General features: G+C 57.2%; 10 protein-coding genes and 5 tRNA genes. 2 read left to right on the top strand and 13 right to left on the bottom strand.

Annotated elements, in window-relative coordinates:
• Positions 1–82 precede the first annotated feature (82 nt).
• Complete coding sequence (locus tag ACYZTM_RS25785) at positions 83–2,122, bottom strand: oxidoreductase (RefSeq protein WP_461985343.1); 2,040 nt, start codon at positions 2,120–2,122, stop codon at positions 83–85.
• A gap of 209 nt (positions 2,123–2,331) precedes the next feature.
• Here ACYZTM_RS25785 and ACYZTM_RS25780 point away from each other — a divergent pair, with 209 nt between their 5' ends.
• Positions 2,332–3,462, top strand: coding sequence for a carbon-nitrogen hydrolase family protein (locus ACYZTM_RS25780; protein WP_131061967.1), 1,131 nt, complete (start codon positions 2,332–2,334; stop codon positions 3,460–3,462).
• A gap of 3 nt (positions 3,463–3,465) precedes the next feature.
• Positions 3,466–4,506: an AraC family transcriptional regulator gene (locus ACYZTM_RS25775; RefSeq protein ID WP_131061966.1), complete on the top strand. Its 1,041-nt coding sequence runs from the start codon at positions 3,466–3,468 to the stop codon at positions 4,504–4,506.
• Between the two features lie 345 nt (positions 4,507–4,851).
• Here the strand turns inward: ACYZTM_RS25775 and ACYZTM_RS25770 are convergent, their stop codons facing one another.
• From ACYZTM_RS25770 to ACYZTM_RS25715, 12 genes are all read right to left on the bottom strand, one after another.
• Positions 4,852–5,700: a DUF2242 domain-containing protein gene (locus ACYZTM_RS25770; RefSeq protein ID WP_461985339.1), complete on the bottom strand. Its 849-nt coding sequence runs from the start codon at positions 5,698–5,700 to the stop codon at positions 4,852–4,854.
• Between the two features lie 299 nt (positions 5,701–5,999).
• Positions 6,000–7,871, bottom strand: coding sequence for a SurA N-terminal domain-containing protein (locus ACYZTM_RS25765; RefSeq protein WP_131061964.1), 1,872 nt, complete (start codon positions 7,869–7,871; stop codon positions 6,000–6,002).
• Between the two features lie 102 nt (positions 7,872–7,973).
• Positions 7,974–8,051: transfer RNA gene (locus tag ACYZTM_RS25760), tRNA-Leu, on the bottom strand.
• Positions 8,052–8,104: 53 nt separating this feature from the next.
• Positions 8,105–8,377, bottom strand: a complete 273-nt coding sequence (locus ACYZTM_RS25755) for an HU family DNA-binding protein (RefSeq protein WP_002552737.1) — start codon at positions 8,375–8,377, stop codon at positions 8,105–8,107.
• Positions 8,378–8,524: 147 nt separating this feature from the next.
• Complete coding sequence (lon, locus tag ACYZTM_RS25750) at positions 8,525–10,921, bottom strand: endopeptidase La (RefSeq protein ID WP_007946894.1); 2,397 nt, start codon at positions 10,919–10,921, stop codon at positions 8,525–8,527.
• 245 nt (positions 10,922–11,166) lie between these two features.
• Positions 11,167–12,450, bottom strand: coding sequence for an ATP-dependent Clp protease ATP-binding subunit ClpX (gene clpX, locus ACYZTM_RS25745; RefSeq protein ID WP_007946893.1), 1,284 nt, complete (start codon positions 12,448–12,450; stop codon positions 11,167–11,169).
• A gap of 112 nt (positions 12,451–12,562) precedes the next feature.
• Complete coding sequence (gene clpP, locus ACYZTM_RS25740) at positions 12,563–13,198, bottom strand: ATP-dependent Clp endopeptidase proteolytic subunit ClpP (RefSeq protein ID WP_054053844.1); 636 nt, start codon at positions 13,196–13,198, stop codon at positions 12,563–12,565.
• A 93-nt stretch (positions 13,199–13,291) separates the two neighbouring features.
• Positions 13,292–14,602, bottom strand: a complete 1,311-nt coding sequence (gene tig, locus ACYZTM_RS25735; RefSeq protein ID WP_461985335.1) for a trigger factor — start codon at positions 14,600–14,602, stop codon at positions 13,292–13,294.
• Positions 14,603–15,004: 402 nt separating this feature from the next.
• A tRNA-His gene (locus tag ACYZTM_RS25730) sits at positions 15,005–15,080 on the bottom strand.
• A gap of 77 nt (positions 15,081–15,157) precedes the next feature.
• A tRNA-Leu gene (locus ACYZTM_RS25725) sits at positions 15,158–15,242 on the bottom strand.
• A gap of 56 nt (positions 15,243–15,298) precedes the next feature.
• A tRNA-His gene (locus ACYZTM_RS25720) sits at positions 15,299–15,374 on the bottom strand.
• 32 nt (positions 15,375–15,406) lie between these two features.
• Positions 15,407–15,483 (bottom strand) — tRNA-Arg (locus ACYZTM_RS25715).
• Positions 15,484–15,609 lie beyond the last annotated feature (126 nt).

Raw genomic sequence — 15,609 nt, 5'->3', positions numbered from 1 at the left:
AGTGATTAATCTGAAACAACACGATCGCTGATAGAGGGAGTCCTACGGCGAGCAAGCTCCCTCGCCACAGAGGTTGTGTTGATTACAACTCAGCAGCCAACCGCGAACCCTGATTGATCGCGCGCTTGGCATCCAGCTCCGCCGCCACGTCCGCGCCACCGATCAAATGCACGTTCTGCCCCGCTGCCACCAAACCGTCCTGCAATTCACGCAGCGGATCCTGCCCGGCGCAGATCACGATGTTGTCCACCGGCAGCACCTGCGGCTCGCCGGTTTCGCCGATGCGGATGTGCAGGCCTTCGTCGTCGATTTTCAGGTACTCAACGCTGTTGAGCATCTGCACCTGCTTGTTCTTCAGACCGGTGCGATGAATCCAGCCCGTAGTCTTGCCCAGGCCGTCACCGACCTTGGACTTCTTGCGTTGCAGCAGGAACACTTCCCGCGCCGGTGCATGCGGTTCAGCCTTGATACCGGCGACACCGCCGCGCGCTTCCAGATGCGTGTCGATGCCCCACTCTTTCCAGAACGCTTCGCGGTCCTGACTGGTGGCCACGCCTTGGTGAACGAGGAATTCCGACACGTCGAAACCGATACCGCCCGCGCCAATCACCGCCACGCGCTTGCCCACCGGTTTCCGCTCCAGGATCACGTCCAGGTAGCTCAGCACCTTGGCGTTTTCAACGCCAGGAATCGCCGGAGTTCTTGGGGCAATGCCGGTGGCCAGGATGATTTCGTCGTAACCGCCCTCAACCAGTTTTGCCACGTCGACACGGGTGTTCAGGCACACCTCGACGTTGGTGGTCTGCAGCTTGCGGTTGAAGTAACGCAGGGTTTCGAAGAACTCTTCCTTGCCCGGTACACGCTTGGCAATGTTGAACTGACCGCCAATCTCGCTGGCCGAATCAAACAGCGTCACCGCGTGACCCCGCTCGGCCGCCACCGTGGCCGCGGACAGGCCCGCAGGACCGGCACCGACCACGGCGATTTTCTTGATGTGCTGCACCGGCAGGTAGTTGAGCTCGGTTTCATGGCACGCGCGTGGGTTCACCAGGCAGCTGGTCAACTTGCCGCCGAAAGTGTGATCCAGGCACGCCTGGTTGCAACCGATGCAGGTGTTGATTTCATCGCCACGGCCAGCGGCCGCCTTGTTGACGAAATCCGGGTCAGCGAGGAACGGCCGCGCCATGGAGACCATGTCGGCATCGCCTTCGGCCAGAATCTGCTCGGCCACTTCCGGGGTGTTGATGCGGTTGGTGGTGATCAGCGGAATGTTCACCGAACCGCGCAGCTTGGCGGTGACTTTGCTGAACGCCGCACGCGGCACTTTGGTGGCGATGGTCGGAATCCGCGCTTCGTGCCAGCCAATGCCGGTGTTGATGATGGTCGCACCGGCCTGCTCGATGGCTTTGGCCAGGGTCACGATCTCTTCCCAAGTGCTGCCGCCTTCCACCAGGTCGAGCATCGACAGGCGGAAGATAATGATGAAGTTCGGGCCTGTGGCTTCACGTACGCGTCGGACGATTTCCACCGGCAGGCGCATACGGTTTTCGTAGCTGCCGCCCCAACGGTCGGTGCGGTGGTTGGTGTGGGCGGCGAGGAACTGGTTAATGAAATACCCTTCCGAGCCCATGATCTCGACGCCGTCGTACTCGGCTTTTTGTGCCAGGGTCGAGCAGGTGACGAAATCGCTGATCTGCTTCTCGATGCCTTCCTCGTCCAGCTCTTTAGGCTTGAACGGGTTGATCGGTGCCTGAATGGCGCTCGGTGCGACCTGTTTCGGGCTGTAGGCATAACGACCGGCGTGGAGGATCTGCATGCAGATCTTGCCGCCCGCCTCATGCACCGCACGAGTCACGATCTGGTGCTTGAGTGCTTCTTCCTCGGTGGTCAGTTTGGCCGCGCCGGAATACACCCCGCCCTCATCGTTCGGGCCAATGCCGCCGGTGACCATCAGGCCAACACCGCCGCGAGCACGCTCGGCGAAGTACGCCGCCATGCGTTCGAAACCGCCGGGCTTCTCCTCAAGACCGGTGTGCATCGAACCCATCAAGGTGCGGTTGCGCAGCGTGGTAAAACCCAGGTCCAGCGGGGCCAACAGGTGCGGGTAATGAGCGGCGGCCATTTGTAACTCCACATCGAGCGATCACGGAAAAAATGCAGGAGCTCTTCGGCTCCCGTCAGTCATGTTGGACAGACTAAGAGTCGCGCCCCTGTCACTCAATGACCGAAACTGACAACTTATTGATCCAAATGTGCAGCGCCCCTTGGCAAGCGCCGGCATGCGCCCTACCCTAGGCGCGAACCCTGCACACGACTGTCGACTGTTTCCCCATGCGCAAACTTCTGTACCTGACTTTCTCCATGGCATTGATTGCCGCCCTGACGACCTACGCCATGTGGGCCGCGGACCGTCCGGTGGGTCATTACCTGTCGGACCTGCGGATCAATCTCGCGGTCGATCAAGGCACACCCGCTGATCGTGGCAATCTGCTGGGCATCCAGCCCGAGCTGTTCCCCACCGACTATCAAAGCCCCGAACGCCTGCACCGCAAGCTTGCCGCCTATCTGCAGAAGGCTCAGGACCAAGGCTTGCTGAACGAGAAAACCATCGTCGTGTTGCCCGAACACATCGGCACCTGGCTGATGGTCAGCGGCGAGAAAGATGAGCTGTACCAGGCGACCACGCTGAAGGAAGCGATGAACTGGCTGGCGGTGAGCAATCCCGTGCAGTTCGTCCGCGCGCTGATCAGTGCCAAGGGCGAAAGCCGTCTCGACGACGCTCACTTGCGGATGAAGGCCAAAGGCATGGCCAAGGACTATCAGGCACTGTTCGGGGGGCTGGCGAAGGAGTTCCACGTCACCCTGGTGGCCGGCACGATTGTGTTGCCTGAGCCGAGCATCATCGACGGTACGCTGAAAGTCGGCCACGGCGCGTTGTACAACAGCAGCGTGGTGTTCGGTCGCGATGGACTGCCGGTCGGCCAGCCGCAACGCCAGATGCATCCGGTGTTTGCTGAACAAGACGTTATCGAAGCCAATGGCGAGCATACGCTCAACGTCGTCGACACCCCGGCAGGACGCCTGGGCGTGTTGATCGGCAGCGACAGCTGGTACCCGGACAACTACCGCAAACTTGACGCCCAAGGCGCCCACCTGGTCGCGGTTCCCGCGTATGTCGTCGGTCGTGACACTTGGGACAAACCGTGGCGTGGTTACAAGGGTTTGTCGACGCCTGGCTCGGTCAGTCTCAAGGCTGGTGAACTCAGTGAAGGCCAGGCCTGGCATCGTCTGACACTGACCGGCCAACCGCCCAGCAGCCAAACGATTGCCGGCATGAGCGTGTTTCTGCGCGGTCAGTTCTGGGACAAGGGCAGCGCGGGTCAAAGTTTTCTCAGCAACAATGGGCAACAGTTCGCCGACGGCAATGCCCGTGGTGCGCGGTTGCTGAATCTCTGGTTGTAAGCCATGAAACCGCTGCCGATGCGCCTTGGGGATTTGTCGGTGGGCTTCGTTCATAGCCTGACCGACGCCGTGCGCAGCCATGGTATGGACCCGCAACCGTTGCTTGAACAATACGGCCTCGATGCAGCGCGCTTGGCCGAAGCGGGGGCGCGGCTGTCGATCCCGCGCTACATGCGCCTGGGCCACAGTGCCATTCAACTGACCGAAGACCCGGCGCTGGGTTTGCGCATGGGCCAGCTCAGTCGTCTGAGTCAGGCCGGTCTGGCGGGAGTCACCGCCGCTCAGGCACCGACGGTTCGAGAAGCGGCGCGCTGCCTGATTCGCTTCGAAGCCTTGTATGGCTCCAACTATCGCGGCCAGTCGAGTTTCCACGAAGACGCTCAGGGCGCATGGCTGCGGTTCTACTCCATCAGCCCTTACAACGCCTACAACCGCTTCGTGGTGGATTCGATCATCGCCGGGTGGCTGCATCAATTGTCCAGCGTGAGCCCTGCCCCGCTTCGCGCCGAGCGAATCGAAATCGAGTTCTGCGAGCCGGATTACCGTGAGGCGTATGCGGTGCTGGGCGACTGTCCGATTCAGTTCGGCGCCGAACACAACCAACTGCGCCTGAGTCTGGCCAGCCTCGCCCAGCGCAATCCGGAGCACTGCCCGAGCACCTGGCGACACTTGCTGCAACTCTGTGAACGGGAACTGGAGCAACTGACACGCACCCGCAGCCTGCGTGAACGCATCACTCAGTTGCTGGGGCCGTTACTCAATGGTGGCCGAGAACCCGACCTGGAAGAAGTGGCGGCACGCCTGAAGCTGCCAACCTGGACCTTGCGTCGCAAACTCGCCGAGGAAGGCACGCAATTTCGCGCCATTCTCAACGACACTCGCCGCGACCTGGCCATGACCTACATTCGCGACACTGAACTGGCGTTCGGTGAAATCGCTTACCTACTGGGTTTTGCATCGGCCGAAGCCTTCCAGCGAGCTTTCAAACGCTGGAACGGCCAGACACCCGGCGAGTTTCGCCGCAGCCATCGCCAATCCGCGTGATACTTACAGCTCTGTAGCGTCTTCCGCTGGTTCCAAGGGATCCAGTTCAAACGCCTGATACTCAAGCAACTCTTCTTGATAATCGTCCATTGTGAAATCCCCCTACCGCTCGTTTAAAAATGCCTGAATTAATGACCAACGCCTTGAGCATAAAGTGCGCGCATGAAAGAAAAATGACGCGGGCGCACCGCTCAGCGGCTACTTATAAAACGTAGCAGGCGGTCAGGAATTTATCACAGGATTTTTTCGATAGAGGCTGTAGGACTACAGCCCGGGTTGACGCGGATCAATTTAAAAGCCATTTCGGGAACGGTGTCATCTGACACGGTCCCGAATGCATACCGATTACTGGCTGGTGGTCGGCATGGCCGAAATAGGCTCGCTCGGTGGCGGCAGGCTGGATTGCGGCGGTGGCGTAACGGTTTCCGACGACGGAGCTGGTTCCGGGCTTTCAACCGGGGTGATCGGCGCTGTTTCAGGCGGTGGTGCGACTGGTTCCGAGGCAGCAGGTGCTGGAGCAGGTTCAGCCGCAGACGCTGGTGCGGGTGCCGTCGCAGGTGCCGGCGTCGGCGTCGGCGTCGGGGCCAAAGGCGCCGGAGCAGCCTTGGCCTCAGGCACGCCCAGGTCGGTTTTCGGCTTCTCGGTGATGTGCGCGGCCTTCTTCGCTTCCGGCGGCAGGAACAGTTCCACCAGTGCAAAGAAACGCTCGTAGAACTTGGCCGACGAGACGGTTTCGCTGGCGACCTTGACCATCGAATCGTCGGACGAGCCGATCGGCATCGACACCGAACCCAACACGCCCACACCAACGCTGGCGGAGTTGTTGGTCTTCTTCAGTGCATAGCGATCCTGCAGGGCGTTGGCGAACATGGTCGCATGATGACCCTCACTGCCGTCATCGGCACAGACCACACTGAAGCTGATCTCCATGTGCGTTTCGCCGGTCTGCTGGAAGCTTTTGTGTCCGCTGACCAGTTTCGGGTCGGCGCTGGTGATGATGTAGCCCTGGCTGAGCAACGCCCGACGGGCGGCTTCGCACGTCTGCGCATCAGTCACCGGGTAATTGCGCGAAAACGTCCCGGAGTCATCGAAGTTCTCATGCTCATAGATGGGGGTTTTCTTCGACGAGCAGCCGGCAACAGCGGCCAGCAACAGCGCCAGCCCGGCAACACGCATGGGAATTGATTTAAACATTGAACATCCTGAGGAAAACAGTCCGGGGCGTATTGTGCAACAGATCGATGCTTAGCGGAGCATCGATTAGGGTCTTAAAACATTTACATGTTTACTGACTGTCGTTTATGGGAAAAAGTCCTTTTCGAGGGAAGATCAAAGGATTCCGCTGACATTCGAAATAGATGTCGACTGACACAATGCTTTCGCGAGCAGGCTCGCTCCTACCGGGGATTGCATCCAGCCTCGAAAATCGCATGCATAAAAAAACCCCGGCCTTTCGGCCGGGGTTTTTGTGTAGCAGGCAACTCAGTCGAGCATCAGAAACGCTTGATCTCGGCCTGGCTTTCCAGCTGTTTGCGGTAGGCCGCAAAGTCCTGCTGGCCAATGCGCGAGGCGAGGAAGCGACGGTACTGAGCCTTCTCTTCGTCGGTCGGCGCTGTGGCTTCGTTCACGCCGTTCAGACGCACGATCACCAGGCTACCATCGGCCAGGGTCACGCTGCTGAAGGTCGGCTTGTCCTTGGCGGCAGGTTTAGGCATGCGGAACAGCGCTTGCAGCACAGTCGGGTCAATCCCTTCCTGAGCGCGAGTAGCGGCTTCAGTCACTTTCCAGTTCTGACCGTCGATCGCCTTGTTCAGCGGGGTCTTGCCATCGCGCAGGCTGGCGATCAACTCATCAGCCTTGGTCTTGGCGGCAGCACTGGCGTGCTCCTTGGCCAACTGCGCACGAATGCTGGCATTCACGCTTTCAAGCGGCAGTTGCGCAGGCTTCAAGTGCTCCTTGGCACGCAGCACGATCACGGTTTCCGGGTCCAGCTCGATGGCGGTGCTATTGGCACCTTCATCCAGCACTTCAGGACTGAACGCAGCGGTGATCACGGCACGGTTGGCCGAAACACCCTCGCCACCCTCACGGCCAAACGGCTTGGAGGTGTGAACAGTCAGCTTCAGGTCTTGCGCCGGCTGGGCCAGATCGGAAGATTCGAACGAGGAGTCTTCCAGTTGCTTGGTCGCCTCGACGAAACGCTGCTCGACCTGCTGGGTTTTCAGCTCGCGGGTCAGCTTGTCTTTCAGGCTGGCCAGCGTTGGAACTTCCGGTGCTTCAACGCCCAACAGCTTGATCAGGTGAAAACCGAAGTCGGTGCGAACCGGTACCGATACCTGATCCTTGGCCAACGCATAAAGCGCTGTTTCGAACGCTGGATCGTAGACGCCAGGGCCTGCGAAGCCCAAGTCACCGCCATTGTTCGCCGAACCTGGATCCTGGGAGAATTCCTTGGCCAGTGCCTCGAACTTCTCGCCTTTGGCCAGACGTGCCTGGATGTCTTCGATCTTGGCCTTGGCTTGCGCCTCGGTCACCTTATCGTTCACTTCGATCAGAATGTGCGCAGCCCGGCGTTGCTCGGACAAGTTCGCGATTTCTTTCTGATACGCCGCTTGCAGGTCTTCGTCCTTGACGGCGACCTGATCAAAGAAGGAAGACTTTTTCAATTCGAGGTAATCGATGATTACCTGATCCGGCGTCATGAATTCCTTGGCGTGCTCGTCGTAGTAGGCCTTGACCTCATCGTCCGTCAGCTTCACCGCTGCCGGGTCAACCTTGACGTTCAGGGAAGCGAAATCGCGGGTCTGTTTTTCCAGACGGGCGAAGGCCAGAACCTGTGCGTCGGTGACGAAGCCGCTACCCGCCAGGCCAGCGCGCAGCTGACCGATCAGCATTTCCTGAGCCAGCATCTGGCGGAATTGCATGCGGCTGTAGCCGAGTTGACGAATCACCTGGTCGAAACGCTCTGGACTGAACTTGCCATCCACCTGGAATTCAGGCGTTTGCAGGATCACTTGGTCCAAAGCCGCTTCGGAGAAAGCGAATTTCGAGTTTTCTGCGCCTTGCAGCAGCAGCTTGCGGTCGATCAAGCCTTTGAGGGCCGATTCGCGCAGCATTTTTTCGTCGAGCAAGGAAGCATCGAAATCCTTGCCCAGCTGTTGCATGAGCTGACGGCGTTGCATATCGACCGCCTGGCTCAGCTCGTTCTGGCTGATTTCTTCGCCGTTCACCTTGGCCGCGTCATTACGACTGGTCGTGGCCTGAAAAATGGCGTCGAAACCAGTCAAAGCCATCAGTGCAACGATGACCCCGATAATGGTCTTGGCAATCCAGCCTTGTGAATTGTCCCTGATATTCTGCAGCATGCGTCCCCCAGAAACGGTTGAACTTCAAAATTAGGCAACCGTGGAGCGTGGGTAGAATCCGGATAGAAGAAAGGCGCATCCGAGGATGCGCCTTCTCGTAACTGGCGGAGCGGACCAAGGGTTCGAACTTGCGACCCTCGGTGTCTCGGACCGGCAACTTGCCGACTGGACTACCGCTCCGCTGCCAGGTCAGGCATGACCCCGACCCGGATAGGCAAAAACCTGAAGTGAACTTAGTTGACAGCTTCTTTCAGTGCTTTACCGGCTTTGAAACCTGGTTTTTTGGCTGCTGCGATTTCCAGCGTCTTACCGGTCTGTGGGTTACGACCAATGCGAGCTGGACGATCGGTGACGGAGAAAGTACCGAAACCAACCAGAACAACAGAGTCGCCAGCCTTGAGAGCGCCAGTGACGGATTCGATTACAGCGTCCAGCGCACGGCCAGCAGCAGCTTTCGGGATATCAGCGGATGCAGCGATAGCATCAATCAGTTCCGACTTGTTCACTCTAAGTCCCCTTATATCTATTTGAGTATGATTCTAAGTTTTTTGGTGAAAGCAAAAACGAGTGCTGAATGGCCTACAGACACTTAAGAGCCGCTTTATAACAAGGGCTCTAAAAAGCTGTCAACAAGCCACCCAGGCAAATGCGTACTAATGCGTGCTAATTCTTTCCTTAGAGTCAGACTCGCGTTTTTCATCCTTTGCAACTATCTCTGGAACCACATCAGGCAGCGGCTCCGGCGCGTATTGCAGCGCAATTTGCAGGACCTCGTCAATCCATTTAACCGGTTTAATCTGCAGATCTTGCTTGATATTGTCAGGAATTTCCTTCAGATCGCGTACGTTCTCTTCAGGAATGATCACTGTCTTTATTCCGCCACGGTGAGCAGCCAGCAGTTTTTCCTTGAGACCGCCGATCGCCAATACCTGACCACGCAGGGTGATTTCGCCTGTCATGGCGACATCCGCACGTACCGGAATCCCGGTCAATGCCGACACCAGGGCCGTGCACATGCCTACACCGGCGCTAGGGCCATCTTTCGGGGTCGCCCCTTCCGGCATGTGGATGTGCGTGTCGCGCTTCTCGTGGAAGTCCAGGGGAATCCCCAGGCTCTTCGCGCGGCTGCGGACAACGGTCAGCGCGGCGGTGATCGATTCGACCATCACATCGCCCAACGAACCGGTCTTGATCAACTGGCCTTTACCCGGCACGACAGCGGCTTCGATGGTCAGCAATTCGCCACCCACCTGAGTCCAGGCCAGCCCGGTCACCTGACCGATCTGATCCTGCGATTCAGCCAGACCGTAGCGGAATTTGCGCACGCCCAGGAAGTGTTCCAGCATCTCGGCAGTGACCTTCACCGAGAAGCGTTTTTCCATTGCATGCTCTTTGACCGCCTTGCGGCAAACCTTGGCAATCTGGCGTTCCAGCCCACGCACACCGGCTTCGCGAGTGTAGTAGCGGATAATGTCGCGAATCGCTTCGGCGTCGAATTCCAGCTCGCCTTTCTTCAAGCCGTTGGCCGTAATCTGCTTTGGCGAAAGGTATTTGACGGCGATGTTGATCTTCTCGTCTTCGGTGTAACCCGGCAGACGAATCACTTCCATCCGGTCGAGAAGCGCCGGCGGAATGTTCATGGAGTTCGAAGTGCAAAGGAACATCACATCGGACAAGTCGTAGTCGACTTCCAGATAGTGATCGTTGAAGTTGTGGTTCTGCTCAGGGTCGAGCACTTCCAGCAACGCCGACGCCGGATCGCCGCGCATGTCGCTGCCCATTTTGTCGATTTCGTCGAGCAAGAACAGCGGGTTGCGGACGCCCACTTTTGTCATCTTTTGAATCAATCTTCCTGGCATCGAACCGATGTAAGTCCGGCGATGACCACGGATTTCCGCTTCATCACGTACGCCACCGAGGGCCATACGGACGAATTTGCGGTTGGTGGCGTGAGCGATGGACTCTGCCAGAGAGGTTTTACCCACACCTGGAGGACCGACCAGGCACAACACAGGCCCGCGAATTTTCTTCACGCGCTTTTGCACGGCGAGGTATTCGAGGATCCGCTCTTTGACTTCTTCCAGACCGTAGTGGTCTGCATCGAGAATATCTTCTGCGCGCGCAAGGTCCAGACGCACTTTGCTCTGAGCCTTCCACGGCACTTGTACCAGCCAGTCGATGTACGAACGCACCACCGTCGCTTCCGCGGACATTGGTGACATTTGTTTCAGCTTGTTCAGCTCACCCTGGGCTTTGGCCAAGGCATCTTTCGGCAGGCCGGCGGCATCGATGCGCTTTTTCAGCTCTTCGATTTCGTTGTGGCCTTCGTCGCTGTCGCCGAGTTCTTTCTGAATGGCCTTCATCTGCTCATTCAGGTAGTACTCGCGCTGGCTGCGCTCCATTTGTTTTTTGACACGACCGCGAATGCGTTTTTCGACTTGCAGCAGATCGATCTCGGCATCCAGCAACGCCAGGACGTGCTCGACCCGGGCCGACAAATCGATGATTTCGAGGATTTCCTGCTTCTGCTCGATCTTCAGGGCCATGTGGGCGGCCATGGTGTCGACCAGGCGACCCGGCTCGTCGATGCTGTTGAGCGACGACAGGACTTCAGCCGGGACTTTCTTGCCCAGCTGCACATATTGTTCAAACTGAGCCAGCAGGCTGCGTACAAACACTTCCGACTCGCGCTCAGGCGCGTCGACTTCGTCGATCAGCGAGACTTCGGCACGGCAGTGGCCGTCCACTTCGCTGAAGCGCTCCACGGCGCCCCGCTGCTCGCCTTCGACCAGAACCTTGACGGTGCCGTCAGGCAGCTTGAGCAGCTGCAGAACGGTCGCAATTGTACCTACGCGATAAAGTGCATCTTCACCGGGATCGTCGTCAGCAGGGTTTCTCTGAGCCAGCAGAAGGATCTGCTTGTCGCCCGTCATCGCGGCCTCGAGGGCTTCGATGGATTTCTCGCGCCCCACGAACAGCGGGATAACCATGTGCGGATAAACCACAACATCACGCAATGGCAGGAGAGGCAATTCGATGGTTGTCTTCATGATTTCGCCTCTACGGCGGCCATAAGGCCGTAAACAGATGGAAGTAAGCTTGAAACCAAGATGGGGGCTAGTTTCGAAAAAAACAAGCGGATAAAAGAACCACTTAAAAGATTGTCCAATTGCGGCCCGCAACCTGTGGCAGCTTCAGAAAATAGTCGGCTGCAAGGCCGTCTTCGCGGGCAAGCCTCGCTCCCACAAAAGAAAAGGGGCCCGAAGGCCCCTTCTTTGTTCCAGCTGCCTGACGCTTAAGCGTCTGGCGCAGCCTTGGCAGCAGGCTCACTGTTTTCGTAGATATACAGTGGCTTGGACTTGCCTTCTATAACGCTTTCGTCGATCACTACTTTACTCACCTCGGACTGCGAGGGGATTTCATACATAGTGTCGAGCAATACACCTTCGAGAATCGAACGCAGTCCACGGGCACCGGTCTTGCGTTCCAGGGCACGTTTGGCGACCGATTTCAGCGCGTCGGCCCGGAATTCCAGGTCCACGCCTTCCATCTCGAACAGCTTGGCATACTGCTTGGTCAGAGCGTTTTTCGGCTCGGTGAGAATCTGCATCAACGCAGCTTCATCAAGCTCGTCCAGCGTGGCAAGGACCGGCAGACGACCGACGAATTCCGGGATCAGACCGAACTTGACCAAATCGTCAGGCTCGACTTCACGCAGGGATTCACCGACTTTCTTGCCTTCTTCCTTGCTGCGAACTTCCGCGTTGAAGCCAATGCCGCCCTTGGTGGAACGGTTTTGAATAACCTTTTCCAGACCGGAGAACGCACCGCCGCAGATGAACAGGATGTTACGGGTGTCGACCTGAAGGAATTCCTGCTGCGGATGCTTGCGACCACCTTGAGGTGGAACGGAAGCGACCGTGCCTTCGATCAACTTGAGCAGGGCCTGCTGCACGCCCTCACCGGAAACGTCTCGGGTGATCGACGGGTTGTCAGACTTGCGCGAGATCTTGTCGATCTCATCGATGTAAACAATGCCCATCTGGGCTTTTTCTACATCGTAATCGCACTTCTGCAGCAGCTTCTGAATGATGTTCTCGACATCTTCACCCACGTAACCCGCCTCGGTGAGGGTGGTTGCGTCGGCAATGGTGAACGGAACGTTCAGCAAGCGAGCCAGTGTTTCGGCAAGCAGGGTTTTACCCGAGCCTGTCGGGCCGATCAGCAAGATGTTGCTTTTGCCGAGTTCGACGTCGTCATTCTTTTTGTCACGCTGGTTCAGACGCTTGTAGTGGTTGTACACCGCTACGGCCAGAACCTTTTTCGCACGCTCCTGACCAATCACGTACTGATCAAGGATGCCGCTGATTTCTTTAGGCGAAGGCAATTTATGCGCGCTGCTTTCGGCCTGAGCTTCCTGCACCTCCTCACGGATGATGTCATTGCACAGGTCAACGCACTCGTCGCAGATAAAGACCGAGGGGCCGGCAATCAATTTGCGCACTTCATGCTGGCTTTTGCCACAGAAGGAGCAATAGAGCAGCTTGCCGTTGTCCTCGCCGTTGCGGGTGTCAGTCATTCGTTCGATCCAAATCCGATAGGCTTGCAACACAAGATGAAGGCTATTGCGGGCTTTTTCAAGCCCGCAGGTGATCGGACCAGCCGACCAACCCTATTTTGAGCTGCTTATTTTAAGCGGGGCGCTGGCTGATCACTTCATCGATCAACCCGTACTCACGCGCGGCTTCTGCACTCATGAAGTTATCGCGGTTGGTATCACGCTCGATCTCTTCAAGAGTGTGCCCGCTGTGCTTGGCCATCAGCGTGTTGAGACGCTCACGAATGAAGAGGATTTCCTTGGCATGGATTTCGATATCCGACGCCTGCCCCTGGAAGCCGCCCAGTGGCTGGTGAATCATCACGCGTGAGTTCGGCAGGCAGAAGCGCTTGCCCGGAGCACCGGCCGTCAGTAGAAACGCGCCCATGCTGCACGCCTGACCGATACAGGTGGTCGATACGTTGGGTTTGATGAACTGCATGGTGTCGTAGATCGACATGCCCGCTGTCACCGAACCGCCCGGGGAGTTGATATAGAGATGGATGTCCTTGTCCGGGTTTTCCGCTTCAAGGAACAGCAATTGCGCACAAATCAGGTTAGCCATGTAGTCCTCTACCGGGCCAACCAGAAAGATCACTCGCTCCTTGAGAAGACGCGAGTAAATGTCGTAGGCGCGCTCGCCACGAGCGGACTGCTCGACAACCATCGGGACCAGGCCGCCTGCGGCCTGGATATCAGAGTTCTGCTGAATATACGAATTACGGAACATGCTCTGCAGTCACTCCCAAATAGTTATGTCTTGAATACGCATAAGCCAGCACGAAGGCTGGCTTATGGTGTGTGCTTCTTACCGCAAAAACGATCAGTCGGCTTGTGGAGCTTCTACCGGCTTGACTGCTTCTTCGTAAGAGACCGATTTATCGGTCACGCTAGCTTTCTGCAGAACAGTATCCACAACTTGTTCTTCCAGCACAACCGAACGGACTTCGTTCAGTTGCTGGTCGTTCTTGTAGTACCAGGACACAACCTGCTCAGGCTCTTGGTAGGCCGAAGCCATTTCCTGAATCATTTCGCGAACGCGGGCGTCGTCAGGCTTGAGGTCGAATTGCTTGACCACTTCAGCCACGATCAGACCCAGCACAACGCGGCGCTTGGCTTGTTCTTCGAACAGCTCGGCCGGCAGTTGGTCAGGCTTGATGTTGCCGCCGAATTGCTGAACAGCCTGCACGCGCAGACGGTCAACTTCGTTGGACAGCAGAGCCTTAGGCACTTCGATCGGGTTGGTGGCCAGCAGACCGTCCATTACCTGATTCTTGACCTTGGATTTGATCGCCTGACGCAGCTCGCGCTCCATGTTCTTGCGAACTTCGGTGCGGAAGCCTTCCAGGCCAGTTTCCTTGATGCCGAATTGAGCGAAGAATTCTTCGTTCAGCTCTGGCAGTTTTGGCTCGGAAACAGTGTTCACGGTAACGGTGAACTCAGCGGTCTTGCCGGCCAGGTCGAGGTTCTGATAGTCCTCTGGGAAGGTCAGGCTCAGAACGCGCTCTTCGCCGGCTTTAGCACCAACCAGACCGTCTTCGAAACCAGGGATCATGCGGCCGGAACCCAGAACCAGCTGAGTACCTTTGGCGGAACCGCCAGCGAACACTTCACCGTCAACCTTGCCGACGAAATCGATGTTCAGTTGGTCGTCGTTCTGGGCAGCGCGATCGGCCACTTCGAAACGGGTGTTCTGCTTGCGCAGGACGTCCAGCATTTTGTCCAGATCGGCATCAGCCACGTCAGCGCTCAGGCGCTCTACGGTGATACCGTCGAAGCCAGCAACGGTGAACTCAGGGAACACTTCGAAGATAGCGACGTATTCCAGATCTTTGCCGGCTTCCATCGATTTAGGTTCGATCGAAGGAGCGCCAGCCGGGTTCAGCTTCTGCTCGACAACAGCTTCGTAGAAGGAAGACTGGATCACATCGCCTACGGCTTCCTGACGCGCATCAGCACCGAAACGGCGCTTGATTTCGCTCATTGGCACTTTGCCTGGACGAAAGCCAGCAATCTTGGCCTTTTGGGCAGTCTGCTGCAGACGCTTGTTGACCTGAGTCTCGATGCGCTCAGCCGGCACGATGATGCTCATGCGGCGCTCAAGAGCAGAAGTATTTTCAACAGAAACTTGCATGGATATTCCTCGTTGCACAGACGTTAGCCGGCCGTTTCCGACCCCAGAATCAAGGGCATGCATTCTAGTGGGTCAAACTCAAGAAGTCACCCTACTGAAAACGGGTAAAAAAGCAGCAGGCAATTTATAGGCGAGGGACAAACGGTTGCGCCTCGCCCTGTTAGCAAATACAGCCAGTCATGCCAGGGCTCTGCGCCAATCCTTCTATATATAGAAGAACTGCCAATCATCTCCCTGACAGCCGATCTTGCGAGCAAGGTCGGCGAGTGGCGCGGCATCATCGAGAAACATAAATACGACGAAACACCCCGCCCCTGCGACCCAGGACATGCAGCCGCTTAACACTCGAACCGCTAAAACAAAAAAGGCGCCAGACTGTTAAATCTGGCGCCTCTCGAAATATGGGGTGGACGAAGGGGATCGAACCCTCGACAACGGGAGTCACAATCCCGTGCTCTACCAACTGAGCTACGCCCACCATATTGCCTTGCAAAGAAGCCAAACACTTCCTTGCTGCGCCCCAACCAAGCCAGCCGGCTTGTTTGAAGCTTTATTTGGTGCGGATGAAGAGACTCGAACTCTTACACCTTGCGGCGCTGGAACCTAAATCCAGTGTGTCTACCAATTCCACCACATCCGCGTTTGAAGCTGTTAAAGCAAAGGCGCCAGACTGTTAATCTGGCGCCTTTTGAAATATGGGGTGGACGAAGGGGATCGAACCCTCGACAACGGGAGTCACAATCCCGTGCTCTACCAACTGAGCTACGCCCACCATATTGCGCTACTTGTGCCAAAGCTGCCTAATGGCGCACCCGGCAGGACTCGAACCTGCGACCATCCGCTTAGAAGGCGGATGCTCTATCCAGCTGAGCTACGGGCGCCTTATTAATCTGTACTCTTGGAGGACTACAAACTAAGAGCTTTCCAGCCTCACAGAACCGTAATTCCGCTTGACCTTCTCATCCAGTGCTAGGCTGTGCCCGACAAGTGCGACGAATAGTATAGAG

The organism is Pseudomonas sp. MDT2-39-1, assembly GCF_054898085.1.
This window is presented reverse-complemented; position numbering and strand designations above follow the sequence as displayed.

Bases quoted from the DNA above. Each gene is read 5' to 3' on its own strand.
- tig (WP_461985335.1), bottom strand. From the start codon at position 14,602: ATGCAAGTTTCTGTTGAAAATACTTCTGCTCTTGAGCGCCGCATGAGC.
- ACYZTM_RS25770 (WP_461985339.1), bottom strand. From the start codon at position 5,700: ATGTTTAAATCAATTCCCATGCGTGTTGCCGGGCTGGCGCTGTTGCTG.
- ACYZTM_RS25780 (WP_131061967.1), top strand. From the start codon at position 2,332: ATGCGCAAACTTCTGTACCTGACTTTCTCCATGGCATTGATTGCCGCC.
- ACYZTM_RS25765 (WP_131061964.1), bottom strand. From the start codon at position 7,871: ATGCTGCAGAATATCAGGGACAATTCACAAGGCTGGATTGCCAAGACC.
- ACYZTM_RS25785 (WP_461985343.1), bottom strand. From the start codon at position 2,122: ATGGCCGCCGCTCATTACCCGCACCTGTTGGCCCCGCTGGACCTGGGT.
- ACYZTM_RS25775 (WP_131061966.1), top strand. From the start codon at position 3,466: ATGAAACCGCTGCCGATGCGCCTTGGGGATTTGTCGGTGGGCTTCGTT.
- clpP (WP_054053844.1), bottom strand. From the start codon at position 13,198: ATGTTCCGTAATTCGTATATTCAGCAGAACTCTGATATCCAGGCCGCA.
- clpX (WP_007946893.1), bottom strand. From the start codon at position 12,450: ATGACTGACACCCGCAACGGCGAGGACAACGGCAAGCTGCTCTATTGC.
- lon (WP_007946894.1), bottom strand. From the start codon at position 10,921: ATGAAGACAACCATCGAATTGCCTCTCCTGCCATTGCGTGATGTTGTG.